Genomic DNA, 17,853 nt, shown 5'->3' on the forward strand with positions numbered 1-17,853 from the left:
CATCGGCTAGGATCAGAAGCTAACTAGGGTAGTAGTAACAGACCAGAAATTAACCGGCTAACCGGCGTATCCGCTTTGGCATGATTGAGGCGGGGATTCCCCGGGCAGTCTAGGAGGAACCCGTGTCCCACCCGATCGATGTTGGATCAGTGCTCGGCGGCCGCTACAAGGTCACCGCCACCGTATTGACCTCACACGACCATGATCTGGTGCTGGATGGTGTTGACCAGGTCCTCAACCGGCCGGTGAGCATCCTGGTTGCGGGTCCGGATAACGCGGAGCAGGTGGCCCAGAGCGCCCGCGAGGTTGCCACCGGGGAACGGCCCGGAAACGTGCAGATCCTCGATCTTGGCGTCAGCGAGTCCACCACCTACCTGATCACCAACCACACGTCAGCCGCCGATCTCCTGGACCTCGTGGTTGCCTCCAACCCGCCCTATGTGGAGCCCTTCTTCACGGACACGCTGGGCAGCGAGATTTTCGGTACCGCCCGGTCCCACGAGCCGGAAACATATGACGGCCTGTACGACGAGGAAGAAGTCGACGCCGGCTACATCAACTACGGCAACAACCAGCCGGCCGGCCAGGACCGCAAGCCCACGTCCCCGCCGGTTGTCCCTCCCGTGGTGCCGCCCCGCACCGCGCCCGTTCGCCCGACGTCGGCCCCCTCCGTCGGCTCCTCCGGATCCGACTCGGGCCAGGCACGCGGGCATGGAGCCGGCGCTGCTGGAGCCGCTGCCGGCGCAGCCGGGCTCGCTGCCGGTGGCGCAGCGGCTGGCAAAGCGTCCCGGGAACCCACCACTGCACCTCAGGCGACCACCCCGCAGCAGGCCGTACCCGCCGGGCGGAACACCGAAACCCCCAATGCCCAGGCCCGCGCAGAAGCCGAATCGCCCAAAGTCTCCCTGTGGGCGAACAACGACTATGACTACCCGGAAGAAGAGGCGCCCTCCACCGGGCCGGCCAGGACCGCCCGCGAACGGATGGCAGCCACATTCCCGGCATTCGCCGGTGGCGGTCGGGGCGACGAAGCGGACGAATATTACGACGACGACGAGCCACCGGAGCGCGAGCCACGGTCAATGCGGTGGCTCGTAGGAGGGCTGCTTGCTGCCGTGCTGGTGGTCGGCCTCATCTTTGCCGTCTCCAACCTCGGAAGCCTCTTCAAGAGCGAGCCCCAGAGCAACCCCGCTCCCGGAACCTCAAGCAGCGCGTCCCAGCCACAGACCAGCGGCGAGCCGACAGCAAGCCAGTCCACAGCGCCGGCCGCAGGTCCGCCCGCCGTCGAGGGCGTCTCCCGCCTTGGCGACTTCGATTTTGCCGCCACCTACGATGGTGACCTTTCCAAGACGTTCGACGGCAATGCGGCAAGCTACTGGTCGGACATGGAGTTTGCAACGGACAACTGGGGCGGGCTGGCTCCCGATGTTTCCCTGGTGGTGAAGCTGAAGAGCCCCTCGAAGGTTTCGTCCATCACGCTCAGCCAGCTTGGCGGCTCCGGAGGCAACATCAGCGTGCTGACAAATGACCGTCCGTCCCTGGAAGGCGCCAAGCAGGTCGGGACCAACAGCTTTACCTCACCAGATCTGACCATGCCGCTCCCGGAGCCGGTCACAGCCCAGTACGTGATCGTGTCCATCAAGAACCTGCCCAAGCTGGCTGCACCGAAAACCCGCTTCGGCTACGGTCTCCGCCTCGGCGAGATCAAGGTCCAGTAGCGGCCTGACCCCCGGCCAATACGGGGCTGCCCCGGGCCAGAGCACCTTCTGTGCCCGGTAACACGGCTTCCTCCGGAACGACTAGGCGGTACCCTGAGTGGTGGCGTCTTGTTGGCCTACCTCCATGCCCGGAATATTCAGGATCAACAATGGGTTGTGCCATGTGGCCGGCCAGCAAAAGCAGGCGCATCGACTAAGGAAGAGGTTCACCGTTCAGTGAGCACCGCAGAAAACACCGCGTCCCAAGTACGTGATGTCATCATCGTCGGCTCCGGCCCTGCAGGCTACACGGCTGCAGTTTATACGGCACGTGCCAACCTTAAGCCGCTGCTCCTTGCCGGTTCCGTCACTGCCGGCGGGGAGTTGATGAACACCACCGACGTGGAAAACTATCCCGGATTCCCTGAAGGCATCATGGGTCCCGACCTCATGGAGAACTTCGAGAAGCAGGCCGCCCGGTTCGGCACGGAGATCCAGTTCGAGGACGTCACGGCTTTGGATCTCGACGGCGACATCAAATCCGTCACCATCGCGACGGGGGAGACCTTCCAGGCTCGAGCCATTATCCTGTCCACAGGATCGGCTTACCGTGAGCTCGGCCTTCCGAACGAAAAGCGACTCTCAGGCCACGGCGTTAGCTGGTGTGCAACCTGTGATGGTTTCTTTTTCAAGGACCAGGACATCGCGGTCATCGGCGGTGGCGACTCGGCCATGGAAGAAGCACTGTTCCTCACCAAGTTCGCCAAGTCAGTCACCGTGGTGCACCGCCGGGACACGCTCAAGGCGTCCAAGATCATGGGTGACCGCGCACAGGCCCACGAGAAGATCAACTTCGTGTGGAACACCGCTGTTGAAGATGTCCTCGGCGGCGACAAGGTCACCGGCCTGAAGCTGAAGAACCTCGTGGACGGCAGCGAATCCGAATTGGCTGTCACCGGCGTATTCGTGGCGATCGGAAACGATCCGCGCACGGAGCTCATCAAGGACACCCTGGAGATCACGCCGGCCGGCACCATTGCCGTTGAAGGGCGCAGCTCCAAGACGAGCGTCAAGGGTGTGTTCGCTGCTGGCGACGTTGTAGACCCCACCTACCGCCAGGCCATCACTGCCTCCGGCTCCGGTTGCGTGGCAGCTATCGACGTCGAGCACTATCTCGCAGACTTCCACGCCTAACAGCGCACTATTGATCCGAAGGGAAACAACAAAACAATGAGCAACGCGAAAGACGTAACCGACGCAAGCTTCAGCACGGATGTACTCTCGGCCGACAAGCCGGTCATCGTGGACTTCTGGGCAGAATGGTGCGGTCCCTGCCGCAAGCTGGGCCCTATCCTGGACGAGATCTCCGTTGAGTACAGCGAGAAGGTCAATGTCGTCAAGGTAAACGTAGATGACAACCCGGCAATCGCAGCCGAATACGGCATCACGTCCATTCCCGCCGTCTACCTGTTCCAGGGTGGCGAGGTGAAGAACACCGTTATAGGCGCCAAGCCGAAGCAGTTCTTTGAGAAGGAATTTGCTGACGTCCTGTCGTAGTACGCTGACCGTCTAAGCGGCATCATGCGTAGCCCGGCAACCCGGGATAAGAAAAGCGGTGGCCATCACCTGGAAAGGTGATGGCCACCGCTTTTCTTTCCTTGCTTTGCTGACTATAGCCGAGTAGCGGGCGGGATGGCCGGCGTCACGGGTGACGGGGCACTGGCGGCCTGGCAACCTGCCCACGAGCTGTTTCGGGGGACCGCTCGACCTACTCCCATCGGACAGAAGCGTGCCCAGCGGGGTGACGGGCTTTCAACAACTCAGGCTGGTTGTTTCGGATCAAGATTCTCATCAGGATTGGCCCACGGAGCGAAGTGGCTCACGGTCTCGAATGGCGGGGCCCCTTGGTGAACTTGCTGTGCATTCTAGTGTCGCCGTAGTCTCGCTAGATTAGTCGAGGAGCTCCTGGTATCTGACTGTGTCGTGGCTTGGCGTCGCCGCCAAGTGCTGATCGAGCCTCTTCCAAAGCCTGCGAGTGTTTCACGTGAAACACTGTCACCCCTGTTCCCAGCGTCCGACAATATGCGTGAGTCCACATGGCGCTGGACGTGGAGTCCTGCAAGGGTGACGGAGTTCGGCTACTAGGTTCTCAGAGACAGTCCAAAAGGAAGTCGCCCTCAATCGACCAGTTCAGGCTCACCCCTCCCGGGAGAATTGTTTCACGTGAAACTCTCGGCGATCCTGCTCGAGAATTCGGCATTAGGAGGCCCCTTCGATTTCGAACTTACTGCGCGAGCCCATTAGGGAGCACTCATCCTGCCAACTCGCCATAGCTTGGCGGAAGCTCCCGCGGCTCTGAATAGACCCTTTCGTGCGTCAAAGTTCAGCCCGAGATCGTAATACGCCGATGCACCAGCCCTAGGGAACCTGGTTCAGTTCACAACCAGCGCCGATCGCTCTCGATCCTAGCGACACATAGGATGGCGACCCCATTCTTTCATCGCTATGGCGCCAACAACTTCACACTCATTGAAGCCCGGCAATGAACAAACGAATCGAAAGCCCGATTTCCTGACAAACTCGGGCACACGAAGGATTTCAACAAGGAAGCGGGTAGCCCCGCAACTCAACCGACTTCGACTGCTCGACTGGCGAATTCGCGAATGGTCCACGAGGGCGCCAAGTCCGGTCAGAGGACGATTCCGCATGGATGCGGACGACACCGCACGGTTGAGGACAGTTCTGGGACTCTAACATCGTCCGATTGAGCGACTCCCGTGTCCATTGGGCCGCTCACTGCGCCAGCGTTTAAATGCAAGGGGACCATTTCAGGGGGCATCAACGGATCGTCACCTGAATCTGAACGCTGAGCCCACAGGATCTCCGAGTGAGCGCCCTATGTGTACCAGCAACGTACCGCCACATGCGGAGCCCCTTGGTAACTCAGGGTAATCGGCGTCTGGAGTCTGGGAGTCGAATCCTGGTCAGTAGATGGAGCAATCTGACATCCTTCCAGGGGAGTGCCCGGGCATGGACTCCGAAAGGGGCCGACAATGACCGATACCCCATCACGGTCCCGTCAAATGCGACCACCGCCGCTGTTTCACGTGAAACATCCACCTAGCACGTGCTGCACCAAACACCATCCTGCGCCGGTCATGCTCCACAACTCCTCATCATTGCGATACACCTGTCTGACGAATCCAACACCAGTAGATGCGCAAGGATGGCAGAATCTTCCGTCGTGGACGTCGCCTGGTCACATGGAACGGACCATGCACCGTGCTCGTGTCTTGACCCCCGGGGTCTGAGGTCAAGAGGATCAACTGGCAGGACGACCCCACCTATACAGCTCGCATTCGCCCGCGAGTGAAGTGCAGCAGCTCGGTTCAGGACCACACTCTGCTCCCACGGCAGTGGCACAGTGCAGTGGTGCGCCGCCGATCAGCCCGGCTTCCTATGCCGGCGGATCTCCAGGCAACCGCACCTGGCGCCCACGCACCAAGGCACCGCCGCACCAGGGCACCAGCGCACCAGCTCGCCAGCTCGCCAGCTCGCCAGCTCGCCAGCTCGCCACGATGTGTACTAGGAATGTCCGGGGAAGGGTGCACGTGCACTCACCCATGTTTCACGTGAAACACAGGCTACATCGGTTCTCAGTAACCAATCTGGTTTTCAAGTCGCACCAGCTGCCAACAGGCGCATTGATTCCCATACTGTTGGTAACTGAACTCACCCCCCCAAAAAGGGATTTCATGACTGCTGAGCAATGTCGCTCCACCGTCACGACTCGGCCCCTGGTTCTCCAAATCCGCTAACCCCATGTAGGTGAATCCTGGCTACCATCGGGCACAACAGTGGCCGAAGACACAGCCCGTGGGATAGACGGGCCCGGTACCTCAGGTCAGGACACGGCGCCCACTCTTCCAAATAGAGCCGACGAAAGTGAAATCCGCAGAAGTATGGGGGAGTATTCAACTCGGCGCTCCTTTGAAACGGCTGCCCGGACCAATGGGAGCCCCGCTGAAGTGATGCCAGCTGGAGACCACCATCTGGAGAACCACGCCTGGCAGACAGCGGCCTCCTCCAGATGGGCGCGCGTTCTCCGACCAACCTATACGGGGAGCCAACCCACGGTACCAATGGCGGCCACGGCGACCCCAGTCCAGTAGCAACGGGAATACCCGAATCTTCCCCACGTCGGGTAGAGCGCACTTCTCATCCGTGGATCGCTTGGCGGATCAGGCTTTCACTCAGCACCGTAGAACCGGAGAATGCCGCGCGGCCACCGACGCTGGCACGTTCGCGATCGAACAAGACACATCGCCGCGACAGACGGGAGACCATCGTCGCCGGCCTGTCAGCCCACCTTGCGGGCTCCCATGCCACCCCAATCTTGGCTTGCACCCTCGGTTTGATACCCCCGACCGCAACCCAGCCGCGGATGAACCCCTCGAGAGTGAAGACGCCTATTCCACGCAACAGGCCACTGTGAACCGGACTGCTACTTGTAAGGACGCTTCTTGAACGCCAGGAATTCGCCGAGGTATCCGGTGAAGAAGTCGGCCCGGCTCCGCGAACCGAGACGTTTGAAGTTCGGTGAAGAAAAGTTATCCGCCCGCGGGCTGTCCCGGCAGGTTCCACGCCTAACAACACGCACCTCGGATACGGGGGCATAGCTTTCGAGATTTTATGGCAAGCCGCTAATACGCTCGGTACGGCCTGCGAGTCTGTATCTGGCCCATGGTTCCGCAATTTGAGCGCGCATTCCTGATGATCTAGCCGCGAGCCTGTTGCCGAGTAGCCGTACAGTGGCGCCTTCCAATCGACCGGAAGTGCTAATGAGGAAGAGCGGACGATGCGTGGTGGCTGTCTTCTGATGTCGTGAACGTACGCGATGGGACTCGGAGTGATGGATCTTTCGCTGTCAGAGCCAGCAGCAAAGTTGTCACGGATCCGCTCCGGAGCGGACTTTTCCCCAAGTGCCCTCCATTTGTCCACATCCGATATCCACAGGTTTGTCCACAGCTCTTTCCACACGTCCGTTGCTGTGATTTTCGCCATGGCCCCTGGTGGCAAGGAACCAGTGTTCGCCGTGACGGGAGTCACTAAAGACTTCCAAAGTCGCGGAAGCTTCCGGATGGTCGAAATTGCCTGCCAATGGTGAAAAGACTGCCCACAATCCGCGAAAATGACGCCTTTGGCGCCAAATTCTCGCCGAAAACAGCTACCTGCCATGTTTCACGTGAAACACAAGAATCCGCTGGCGGACCTAAACCACGACGGCCTTGGATGTACAGCACCGTGACATCATCATGATCGGAGTGTAGTTGCCAATTGTCCACAAAGTTATCCACAGTGATATCCACCGGGTTATGCACCGCCCACCTCACCAACTGACACGCTGTCCACACAGTCGGGAGAGGTCCGACGATGCATGGACGTACTCATGTCGGACCTGTACGACGGCTCTCCGACATCAACGCAGACGTCAAGGAACAGGTCGAGTCCGGTCACTACTGACTGACGATTGGCGTTGTGCCGTCAGGGGAGGTGCTGCCCCCGACGCGCCACGGACCCCAACAATCTGGATCTGTGTGCGTCTCGATCGCAGGAGGTAGCGATGGCGAGAGCTAGCGATCGCGAAAGGTTCCGATCTTCAACTAGGCGCAGGCCCACTCGCCCTGCGAACATCACCGAAGGAAATCAGAAGGGCGACATGGCGTGAAGGCTCCATCCATCAGTCTGTCTCCCGAGGGTTGGCCACACCGCGATCATTCACTCAAATGGAGCCAATCTTGATGTGTAAGTCGAAGCTGATCCGACGACCGCGGACAGGCCGGACAGGCAGGCGTACTCTTCGTCAAGCTGCGGGGGAGCCACGACATTCCGGTAGCCGCCGAGACTCGACTGGACCAGGGGCCTGGGGCATGTCGGCGGCAGCGCGTCCTCGTCTGACATCACGACAGCCCATCGGCATTCCGGGTGACCGGAGCAGTCCAGGTTGCGCTTGTCCTAGACCTTTCCACAGTTGGCCAAATTCCGATGCGCGACCCAAGTCCCCAGAGTCCGTGGCTGTTTCACCACAAGCCGACGAGGTCACAGGGTCGGACAGGCTACTTGCCAACCTGCTAGCTAAGCACGACTCTGACCCGGCGCAGCAGGCCCTTCCTGCACTTGCCCGTGAAAGATGGGTACTGCGTCGTGGAATCACCCGACTACATCAACGTTTCACGTGAAACATAAACCGGCCCTGCAATTGGAGGCAGTGCGACTTGCCGAGCTCTGGACGCTCCGACGCTCCCGGGGGAGTGCCCGGTGAGCCCGTCCATTCAGAACCATGCCACGGGACCAACTAAGTCATGGGTCGACGGTTGGGCTACGCGTTGGGTCGGCATCTGGGATGGGCGCCGCACGAAGACATCGGTCGAGAGAACTGTGGTCTGCAGTCAGCGGAAAAATTCAGTTCCACAGGCAACAGCGGCAGTCCCGCTCGGCCGGCAGCCCCTGTCAGTCGAAGTTCGTCAGTGGGTCAGTCCCAATGCCTGGCCACTGCCACGTCCTGCACATCTAACCGCACCATAATCGCCTGCGCAGCCACTGTAGATCCGAAGGAGATATAGGTGACAGAAGCCGAGATGCACAGAGACCCTGTTGTCGGCACCTTCATCGGGCCATGTCCGCTAGGTGGTTCCGGAGATTGCCTCCGTGGCCGTCCGTCCCTGGCGCCGGCTAAGCCGTGACGCTACCAGTAGACGTCCACACTTTGCGATCCGCCGTAGTCTGATAATTCGCAATCAACAGGGTGCGAGTAGCTACTCCAGTGTGTGCCTGGCATGGTTCCACGTGAACAGCACATGCATCCAATTGAGGCTACAGCTTGAGTTAATCTGCGCCACCCAATGAAATTCCGCGTTACCAACACCGATCCGTCCGGTTCGATTCGGCGAAAGAGGTCCACAGGATCCGCAAAACCCGCCCTTTGCCCTAGTGGAAGACCATCTTCCCTGCGTCAAACAATGTGCCCGGATGGATAGATCTGTACTCGAACGGCGTCCGCACCCAACTCCTTCCGGATCTACCCGCCCTTTCCTCCACCACTACAACGCCGGTGTTACCTACATCAGGAGACTCGGGGACAAGAAGCCCCGATGCGGTGGATTCCGCTATTCCCGTCTCAGGAGACCATCTGCCACCAACCGTCTCCTGGCGATCGAAACGTGAACTGGAGCCGACATCCTTACCTACAGCTCCAGAAGCCACTTGGTTCCGGCCTTGCCACAGGGTGCCTGCGTCCATCCGGCGCCGAGATCTTGCCGGGGTGGGGCAGTCGGGGCCATGTGTGAATATTCGCGCTTTTGGGGTCCATCCGTCGTGTGTTCGGGGGCCGCTGGGCAGAGCGCGCAGTAGCGGTCTTGGGTGCCGGTAGTGGCGTGTTTGGGGGCCATCCTGATTTAGGCTCCTTCCGTCGTGTGTATAGGGCGCACGGCGGAAGGAGTAATCATCAATGGTACGGAAGATCAGAGCGAAGCTCGTGTTGCGGCTGCGCGCCGAGGGCTTGTCGGGCCGGGCAATCGCTGCGTCGCAGGGCATGTCCCGTAAGAGCATCACGGCGGTGCTGGAGGCTGCCGACGCGGCCGGCGTGGCGTGGGATGATATCGCCGACAGTTCGGAGGGCGAGGTCTATACCCGGCTGTTTCCTGGGCGCGGTGAGCATCAGAGTGTGTTCGCGCAGCCGGACTGGGACCAGGTGCATAGGGAGATGGCCCGGGTCGGGGTGACGCTGAAGCTGCTGCATGGCGAGTACGCGGATTCACGCGCCGCTGGCGGTGAGCCGGTGATGGGTTATGACCGGTTCTGCAGGACCTATCAGCGACATGTGCTGGTCACTGGGATGGCGTCCCGGGTCGGGCACAAGGCGGCGCAGACGGTGGAGGTCGACTGGTCGGGCCCGACGATGCAGCTGACAGATCCCGTGACGGGCAAGTCGAGGACGGTGTATCTGTTTGTGGCTTGCCTGCCTTTCAGCCGGTACGCGTTCGTTGAACCCGCCCTGAACATGAAGCAGGACACCTGGTTGCGGGCCCACGTGGCGATGTTCGAGGCCTTTGGCGGTTCGGTGCCGCGGATCGTTCCGGACAACCTGAAGACCGGTGTGATCAAGCATCCCCGCGAAGGCGAGGTCGTGCTCAATGACGCTTACCGGGAGATGGCGGCGCACTATTCGGCGGCGGTGCTGCCCGGCCGTATCAGGGCACCGAAGGACAAGGCGAGCGTGGAGAACACGGTCGCCCACGTGGCTACCTGGGTCATTGCCGGGCTGCGCCAGCAGCAATTCACCTCGTTGCCGGAGCTTCGTGCCGCCATCACCGACCGGGTAGGTGCGTATAACGCGGAGCCGTTCCAGAAGCGGCCGGGGTCCAGAGCCAGCGTGTTCGCAGCCGAGGAGCAGCCCCTCCTGACGGGGTTGCCGGCGGCGGCCTATGAGATCAGCCGGTGGGCCTACGGGCGCCGGGTGGGCCGGAACGGGCACGTGGTCTGGGAAAGGAACTACTACTCGGTGCCGTTCGCCCATGTTGGCACGTCGGTGGACCTGCGGATCACCGATCGGGTGCTTCAGGCGTACCGGGGCAGCGAACGGTTGACCAGCCATCTGTTGCTGCCCGAGAGCGCGGCGAACGAGTACCGCACCAATGATGCCGACCTTCCGGCCGGCGAGAAATACCGGCAGTGGGATCCGGAGCGGGTGCGGGAATGGGCCGGACGGATCGGCCCGGCAGCAGTGACCGTGGTCAACCGGATCTTCGAGTCCGTCCCGGTCGACGAGCAGGGCTTGGACGCGGCCCTTGCCGTGTTGCGGCTTTCCCGGCGCTATTCGGCCGAACGGGTGGAGGCGGCCTGCCGGCTTGCGTTGGCAGGCAGGGTGCGGTCCCCGAGGTATGCGCATTTGCAGCCGATCCTTGCCACGGAGCAGGACAAAGCCGCCGGGCTCAGGCCTCCACGGGATGAAGGAGTCGAACACGGCGGATACGTGCGCGGCGCCGAGTACTACGCAGGTGGCGCCAAATGAGCGGGATCGATACTGAAACCAAGCGCAAGCTCCGTGAGATGGGTGCCGTCCCGATGCTAGAAGCGCTCGAGGCACAGGACGAGGCACTCGTGCTCGGCATGGCCTTCGAGGAACGGCTCCGCCTGGTCGTGGACGAGGCCCACTCCGGGTTCAATCACGCCAAGGTCGAGGGGCTGATCCGACGGGCCGGGCTCCGCTACCCGGGCGCGGACCTACGCCGGCTCGACCTCGTGGACGAGCGCGGCCTCGACCGGAGCCTGATCGCCCAGCTCGGCACGTGCTCCTTCATTGAACGGCAGCAGAACGTCGTGTTTCAGGGATTCACCGGGTCCGGGAAGTCCTACCTCGGGTGCGCTCTGGCCAAGCAGGCCTGTCTGCACCGGATCCGGTCCCACTACGTCCGAATGCCCGACCTCGAGGAAGCCTGGGCGCTGGCGAAGGACAAGCCCTTGGGGGCCACGAAGTTCCTGAAGAAGTACGCGGCTTTCACTTTGCTGGTGATCGACGAGTGGCTTCTCGACCACCCCGACGAGGGCATCCGCAGCATGCTGCTGGAACTGCTCGAACGGCGATACGACACAGCTTCCACCGTGTTCTGCACCCAATACGCCAAGAAGGACTGGCACCAGCGGCTCGGCTCCGGGGTGCACGCCGATGCGATCATGGACCGCATCGTGCACAACACCATCTGGGTCGACACCGGCAATCACAACATGCGTGAACACGCCACCATGACGCAATAGGAAAACGCCGGTGGGGGCCGGTGGCCCCCATGCATGCGGCCGCTGGCCCCCACCGGCAATATCACTGGCCCCCAAAGGCGAGATCGACTGGCCTCCAAGCCTTCAAATACTCAATGTGAGCCATTTTTGGTCGTCTGCGGGCTTGTAGGCCCGGTTGGCCCCGCAATACTCCCTTCTATCCGGGAGCCCAGTATTCACAGCCTAGAGGGCCCTAAGACGGCTCTCCAAGCCGCTAGGTGCCCCCGCGAGACGACAGCACGGACACGAGTAGCGGTCGGCAGGAAGCGCCCGTCTGCGTTCTCCGTAGCTCTGCGGACTCCACGACGGCGAAGCCACGGGCATCCCGCCGCCATAGACTTCAGCTGTTTGAGGTCATCTGAAACCCAAAACTGATGCTGATCAGGTACTACCAGCAGTGATCTCCGGCCAAGTCGTCGACCAGCGGTAGGAGGACACAAAAGAGGGCCTGTTTCACGTGAAACAGGCCCTCTCCGGTCGCGTAGGTTTCAGTTCTCAGATCCTGGTGAAAGAACTTCCATGATCCGGTTCAAGTCCTCCACGCTGGCAAATTCGATACTCACGCGGCCCTTTCGGGCGCCGAGGGAGATCTTTACATTAGTATCCAGTCGATCTGACAGAGACGACGCGAGGTAGTCCAACCGCTCATGACGGGCGCCCGGACGGGGGACATTGTTCTTCGCGGTGGTTGCCGGGCTCTGGTACAGAGTGACAGCTTCCTCGGTGGCGCGAACGGACATTCCTTCTGCGACGATCTTCTGCGCCAGGCGTTCCATCGCCGCTGCATCGGGAAGCGCAAGGAGTGCGCGCGCGTGCCCAGCGGACAGCACACTCGCTGCAACCCTTCGCTGGACCAGCGGGGGCAGCTTCAGGAGGCGCAAGGTGTTCGAGACTTGGGGGCGGGAACGGCCAATGCGATCTGCAAGCTGTTCATGCGTCGTTCCGAAGTCCTCCAACAGCTGCTGGTAGGCGGCCGCCTCTTCGAGGGGATTAAGTTGGCTGCGGTGAAGGTTTTCGAGGAGTGCATCTCGAAGCAGGTCATCGTCAGTGGTGTCCCTGACAATTGCAGGGATGGTTTCCATCCCCGCGGCCTGCACTGCACGCCACCGGCGCTCACCCATAACGAGCTCATACGGTTCGCCACCCTTTTCGGTTGACGTCCGGACCACAATTGGCTGAAGAACGCCTATTTCGCGGACAGAGTGAATGAGCTCCGCCATGTCGTCCTCATCGAAGACGGAGCGGGGCTGTTTACGGTTCGGGTGAATGTCGCCGACCGGAATTTCCGCGAACCTGACACCCGGGACTTCTACCAGTTCAGGTCCGGTATCGGTGACAACGGCAGCCTCTGACGAAGCCACCTCATCCTCATCAGGCTTTTCGGCATCGGCTCGCTTGGCTGAGACGGAGTTGGCTGCTGCTTTCCGGGCCGGAGCCTTCAACTCAGATGGCGCTGCGCTCCCGACGGACTTTTTGGGTCCAGGGGAAGCCGGCACAGACGATTCTTCTTCCACGGGAACGGCTGTGGCCGTGGACGTCTTGCGTGCCTCGGGAAAGAACAAGTCCACTGGTCGTGAAGGCGCTGCGCCGTTGCCGGAAGCGTTAGCCGGAGCGGAACTTGGAATGAGTGCGCCAAGACCACGACCGAGGCCGCGTCGCTTATCGCTCATGGATAAATCCCTCCAATGGAAGAGCCCGGCAGACCCGGCTCTGGCTAGTGCAGTTGTTGAAAATTCTAACGTTCAGCGATTTCGGCTGCGGCTTCCAAGTAGGACAGTGCACCGCTGGAGGAGGGGTCGTACGTCATCACAGTCTGCTGGTAACTGGGTGCCTCGGAGATCCTAACCGATCGCGGCACCACGGCACCGAGGACCTGGTCGGGGAAGTGCTGACGAACTTCGGCTGCCACCTGTGCGGCCAGGTTCGTCCGGCCGTCATACATGGTGAGAAGAATGGTGGAAACAACCAAATCTGCGTTGAGGTGCTTCTGGATCATCTCAATGTTCTTCAGAAGCTGGCTGAGGCCTTCCAAAGCGTAGTACTCGCACTGGATGGGAATCAGGACCTCGCTGGCGGCGCAGAACGCGTTGACCGTTAGCAGCCCAAGGCTCGGCGGGCAGTCGATGAAGATGTAGTCAAGACGGGCCTCGCCCGACTTCTCGCGTTCCTTGGCATACACATCAATCGCGCGGCGGAGCCGCTGTTCCCTGGCGACGAGTGAAACAAGTTCAATTTCAGCGCCGGCCAAGTGAATGGTGGCGGGTGCACAAATCAGGTTATCGATGTCAGGGCACGGGGCCACAACGTCCTTGAGGGGAACGTCGTTGATCAGAACGTCGTAGATGCTGTCGACGTCCGCATGATGTTCAATGCCGAGGGCAGTGGAGGCGTTACCTTGGGGATCGATGTCGATGACCAGGACCTTCAGCCCGGCGGCAGCGAGGGCAGCGGCAATGTTGACCGTGGTGGTTGTCTTGCCAACCCCGCCCTTCTGGTTCGAGACTGTGAAGACGCGCGTCTTCTCCGGCTTCGGCAGGTCCCGGCCGATCAACCGTTCGCGGCGTTTGTTTTCGTGGGCCAGGTCCCGGGCAATCGGGCTCGAGTCATCAATGGAGTCCATGATGTTGCCACTGACCGATTCAGTTTCACGTGAAACTGCCGCGGACTTGGACCGGTTTGTAACCGAATTCAGATGATTCCACGAATCCGTGGGCGCAATTGAGGGCGCGACCATGGCCCGTGCGGACCCCAGGGACACGAACGGGGGTATCCGCTGTGTGGAGGCTTCGCTACTGGTCACTGTGACACACTCACTCTCATTCGGCTTTTTCTGCCGTTCACTAGCCTAACTGCTTCCCCCAAAAGTCCTGCGGCACCGGGCCAGCGGTTAGGCAATCTTTTGTGTCTTATTAACGATGATTCGGACCACAGTGGTGGGTTCTTCGAGGATGTCCTCACCGACCACCACTACGGACGTCTGAACGCCGCCGAGCTTGCGGATGGCTTTGGCAGCCTTCTCGATTTCTTCCCCCGCGCTGCGTCCTTTGATAGCCACAACCTCGCCCTTACCAGCGAGCAGGGGGATCGTCAGGCCGGCAAGGTTGGACAAAGCCGAAACCGCACGAGCGGTGACGACGTCGGCATTCACCATACCCACGGCCAGTTCAGCACGCGTGCGCATGACCGTTACGTTGCTCAGCCCGAGGTCGTCCACAACCTCCTGAAGCCATATCACCCGGCGTTCCAGCGGTTCGATCAGGGTCAGTTCAAGGTCAGGCCTCGCAATTGCCAGACACAGTCCCGGCAGTCCGGCTCCGCTGCCAACATCCGCGACGTGGCTGCCTTGGGCAATTTCCCGCTCGATAACGGCGCAATTCAAAACATGCCGGCTCCAGAGCCTGGGGATTTCACGCGGTCCGATAAGGCCACGTTCGGTACCGGAGGTGGCCAGGTGCTCCACGTAGCGCTTGGCCAGGTCGAGGCGGTCGCCAAAGATGGCCTCAGCCGCCTTCAGCTCGGCGTCGGTAATGTCAACCATTGTCAGCGTCCCGGAATCTTCAGTCTGCGGAGACAACGATGTGCCTCCCGGCACCTTCGCCTTCGGATTCGCTGACGAACCCGAGATCGGCCACAGCGTCGTGGACAATCTTTCGCTCGTAGGCGCTCATCGGTTCCAGTGCCACAGCCTTACCGGATTCCTTCACGGAAGCCACGGCGTCCTCCGCGATCTTCTGGAGGTGGCCTGCGCGCTCCTGGCGGTAGCCGTTGATGTCCAGCACCAAGCGGGAACGGTTCTCGGTGGCGGAAAGGACCGAAAGCCGGGTCAACTCCTGCAGGGCTTCGAGCACTTCACCGTCGCGGCCAACAAGACTCTCAAGACCCGCAGATTCTTCCTCTGCCACGATGGAAATGTATGTCCGTCCGTTGCGGACCTCTATGTCGATATCGCCGTCAATGTCTGCGATGTCAAGCAATTCCTCCAGGTAGTCGGCGGCGACGTCGCCTTCTTCTTCCAGCCGGCTGGCGGAAGAACCCTTGCCTGTATCCTGGATCTCATCCTGGGCGTCGTCCTGGTCTTCAATGGCCTCGGCGGAAACGGCGTTTTCGGTGCTATCGACAGACATTACTTCTTCTTCCTGTTCTTACGTTGTGGCTGGATGCGCTGGCTCTTGGCTTCGGCGACCGCGGCTGCAGCGGCAGCTTCAGCCTCGACGTCGGCCTTCTTGCCTCCCAGGATGGGCAGGGCCGGGAGGCCCTTGGCGGCACGGCGCTCGGCGAGGGCCTTGGCGGCGGGGGATCCCGGCGTTGGCATGCGGCGGATGACGAAGAACTGCTGGGCCATGGTCCAGAGGTTGGTGGTGGTCCAGTAGATGAGGACACCGATGGGGAAGTTGATGCCGCCCACACCGAAGACGATCGGCAGGATGTAAAGCATCATCTTCTGCTGGCGCATGAACGGGCTGGCCATTGCCTCTTCGGACATGTTCTTGGCCATGATCTGCTTCTGCGTGATGAACTGCGATGCCGTCATGGCCAGGATCATCACGATCGAGAGGGTCCAAACAGCCACCACGTTGCCGCCAGGAGGCGTGCCGTGAAGCAGGGTGGCGGACAGCGGGGCACCGAAAATGCTCGACTCGTCGAACTGGACAACTTGTTCGTGGCTCATGGCGCCAATGCCGGCACCCTTATCGCGGGCCGCCGTGATGCCGGAGAGCACCTGGAACAGCGCAAAGAAGAAAGGCATCTGGATCAGCATGGGCAGGCAGGCCGAGAACGGGTTGGTGCCGTGCTTCTTGTACATGGCCATCTGTTCCTGGGCCATGGCCTGGCGGGACAGCTGGTCCGTCTTGCCCTTGTACTTGTCCTGCAGCTTCTTCAGGTCCGGCTGCAGGAGCTGCATTCCGCGCTGGGCCTTGATCTGCTTGACGAACACGGGGATCAGGGCGGCGCGAATGACCAGCACCAGGCCGATGATGGACAGCGTCCACGTCCAGCCGTTCGCTGCCGGCAGGCCAATGGTGCTCAGTCCCTCATGGAAGCCCACCATGATGATGGACACGAGCCACTTGAACGGAAACATGATTGTTTCAAAGAAGTCCATACGATATCCCTATTCGTCAGGCCGCAGTGCGGCCTTCTCCATCAGTCTGAGCAGCCAGGTACTTGTCCGGGTTGTTCAGCACAACAATTGTGGGGGTCCGGTTTTCGGGCCAGTGGCGGTGACCGGCGGGGACATGGTCCACTCCGCCGGCGTTCCAAGGATGACAACGCAGCAGGCGCCGGGCCGCGAGCCAGCTTCCCTTGACGGCGCCATGCACCGTGATCGCTTCGAGGGCGTACGCCGAGCACGAAGGAAAGAAGCGGCAGACCTGGCCGTACAAGGGTGAAATCACCTTGCGGTAGGCCTTCAGCAGCAGGATGAGAAAGTTGCGGGGCAGGTTCCAGAGCGCTGTGCCCACCAGGACCGCTGCCGGTTTGAGGAAGAGGACGACGGCGGCAATGGAGTTACGCACGCGGTGTCCCTTCCTGTCTTGTTTCCCGTGAAACCGCTGACGCGGCCCGAGGAAGGCGGCCGCCCAGCCGTTTCATGGTCGTTTCCAGAGCGGCATTGTAATCTGCCAGCAGTTGGTCCCAGCTGGCAGACGCGGCCGCAGGCAGTGCCCGGACCACAATGGCGAACCCGGTACCGTATTCCTGCAACGACAAAGCACCGGCTTCCCTCAGTCTCCTCTTAACGAGGTTCCTGACAACAGCGTTCCCGACACTCTTGGAAACGATGAATCCGATCCGGCTTGGTTCGTCAGCAGCAATAGCTACCGTATATAACACTACGTTCCGGCGTCCATTGCGGACGCCGGAACGTACAGTTGTTGAAAAATCGGTTGGGGTCCTCAGACGGTTCCTGGTGGCTAGCACCGTTAAACTCGCAAAGGGGTGTTGACCGACGAGTCAGTGTATTTAGGCCGACAGTTCGGTGCGGCCCTTGCCACGACGGGCTGCCAGGATGGCACGGCCGGCACGGGTACGCATACGAAGGCGGAAGCCGTGCTTCTTGGCTCGACGGCGGTTATTCGGCTGAAAAGTCCGCTTGCTCACGTTAGTTACTCCAGTGGATCAAAGGTGCGCCCACCCGATCAAAAAGGGGAAGAACTGGCCGACGCTAAGTTTTGTATGTGCACACGCTGCCCTCGGCTCGTAGGACGCAGAACGTCAGAGAGATTCAAATGAGGTCGAAAAGCGGACACAAAGGACTTCACAACGTTAGGCCAAAAAGCATCCGAGAGTCAAACCGGGCCGCCCCTCACTGCCCTGCACCTGCTGT

The 17,853-nt window shown here is 60.9% G+C and carries 13 protein-coding genes; 5 read left to right on the top strand and 8 right to left on the bottom strand.

Features of this window, described 5'->3' with window-relative positions:
* Window positions 1–122: 122 nt before the first annotated feature.
* The 5 genes from ASF98_RS03150 (at window position 123) to ASF98_RS03170 (ending at window position 11,510) form a co-directional block, all read left to right on the top strand.
* Window positions 123–1,718, top strand: a complete 1,596-nt coding sequence (locus ASF98_RS03150) for a hypothetical protein (protein ID WP_055797375.1) — start codon at window positions 123–125, stop codon at window positions 1,716–1,718.
* Window positions 1,719–1,934: 216 nt separating this feature from the next.
* A complete protein-coding gene (gene trxB, locus ASF98_RS03155; RefSeq protein WP_055797377.1) occupies window positions 1,935–2,891 on the top strand; it encodes a thioredoxin-disulfide reductase in 957 nt (318 codons plus the stop codon).
* Window positions 2,892–2,927: 36 nt separating this feature from the next.
* Window positions 2,928–3,254 (top strand): thioredoxin, encoded by a 327-nt coding sequence (gene trxA / locus ASF98_RS03160; RefSeq protein ID WP_011693983.1) that lies wholly within the window; start codon window positions 2,928–2,930, stop codon window positions 3,252–3,254.
* Window positions 3,255–9,204: 5,950 nt separating this feature from the next.
* Entirely contained in the window at window positions 9,205–10,767 is a 1,563-nt protein-coding gene (gene istA, locus ASF98_RS03165; protein WP_055797380.1) for an IS21 family transposase, read from the top strand.
* Window positions 10,764–11,510 carry an ATP-binding protein gene (locus ASF98_RS03170; protein ID WP_055797382.1) on the top strand — a complete coding sequence of 249 codons (747 nt, stop codon included), beginning with the start codon at window positions 10,764–10,766 and terminating at the stop codon, window positions 11,508–11,510. Before istA ends, ASF98_RS03170 begins: the two co-directional genes overlap by 4 nt.
* Before the next feature lie 506 nt (window positions 11,511–12,016).
* Here ASF98_RS03170 and ASF98_RS03175 read toward each other — a convergent pair.
* The 8 genes from ASF98_RS03175 to rpmH all read right to left on the bottom strand — a co-directional run bounded on the left by ASF98_RS03175 (window position 12,017) and on the right by rpmH (window position 17,627).
* Complete coding sequence (locus ASF98_RS03175; protein ID WP_055797385.1) at window positions 12,017–13,198, bottom strand: ParB/RepB/Spo0J family partition protein; 1,182 nt, start codon at window positions 13,196–13,198, stop codon at window positions 12,017–12,019.
* Between the two features lie 65 nt (window positions 13,199–13,263).
* On the bottom strand, window positions 13,264–14,328 hold the full coding sequence (locus tag ASF98_RS03180; RefSeq protein WP_082506685.1) for a ParA family protein: 1,065 nt from the start codon (window positions 14,326–14,328) through the stop codon (window positions 13,264–13,266).
* A gap of 87 nt (window positions 14,329–14,415) precedes the next feature.
* The gene (gene rsmG, locus ASF98_RS03185; protein ID WP_055797387.1) at window positions 14,416–15,066 is read right to left on the bottom strand and encodes a 16S rRNA (guanine(527)-N(7))-methyltransferase RsmG; all 651 of its coding nucleotides are present in this window, start codon (window positions 15,064–15,066) and stop codon (window positions 14,416–14,418) included.
* A 19-nt stretch (window positions 15,067–15,085) separates the two neighbouring features.
* Window positions 15,086–15,652 (bottom strand): Jag family protein, encoded by a 567-nt coding sequence (locus tag ASF98_RS03190; protein ID WP_055797390.1) that lies wholly within the window; start codon window positions 15,650–15,652, stop codon window positions 15,086–15,088.
* Complete coding sequence (yidC, locus tag ASF98_RS03195) at window positions 15,652–16,632, bottom strand: membrane protein insertase YidC (protein ID WP_055797394.1); 981 nt, start codon at window positions 16,630–16,632, stop codon at window positions 15,652–15,654. The genes ASF98_RS03190 and yidC overlap by 1 nt, the downstream gene beginning before the upstream one ends.
* A gap of 16 nt (window positions 16,633–16,648) precedes the next feature.
* The gene (gene yidD / locus ASF98_RS03200) at window positions 16,649–17,044 is read right to left on the bottom strand and encodes a membrane protein insertion efficiency factor YidD (protein ID WP_055797397.1); all 396 of its coding nucleotides are present in this window, start codon (window positions 17,042–17,044) and stop codon (window positions 16,649–16,651) included.
* Window positions 17,037–17,447 (bottom strand): ribonuclease P protein component, encoded by a 411-nt coding sequence (gene rnpA / locus ASF98_RS03205; RefSeq protein ID WP_055797400.1) that lies wholly within the window; start codon window positions 17,445–17,447, stop codon window positions 17,037–17,039. Before rnpA ends, yidD begins: the two co-directional genes overlap by 8 nt.
* A gap of 42 nt (window positions 17,448–17,489) precedes the next feature.
* Window positions 17,490–17,627 (bottom strand): 50S ribosomal protein L34, encoded by a 138-nt coding sequence (gene rpmH / locus ASF98_RS23575; RefSeq protein ID WP_003800212.1) that lies wholly within the window; start codon window positions 17,625–17,627, stop codon window positions 17,490–17,492.
* Window positions 17,628–17,853: the final 226 nt, after the last annotated feature.

The sequence above is a fragment of the Arthrobacter sp. Leaf337 genome, assembly GCF_001423745.1.
Lineage (GTDB): Bacteria > Actinomycetota > Actinomycetes > Actinomycetales > Micrococcaceae > Arthrobacter.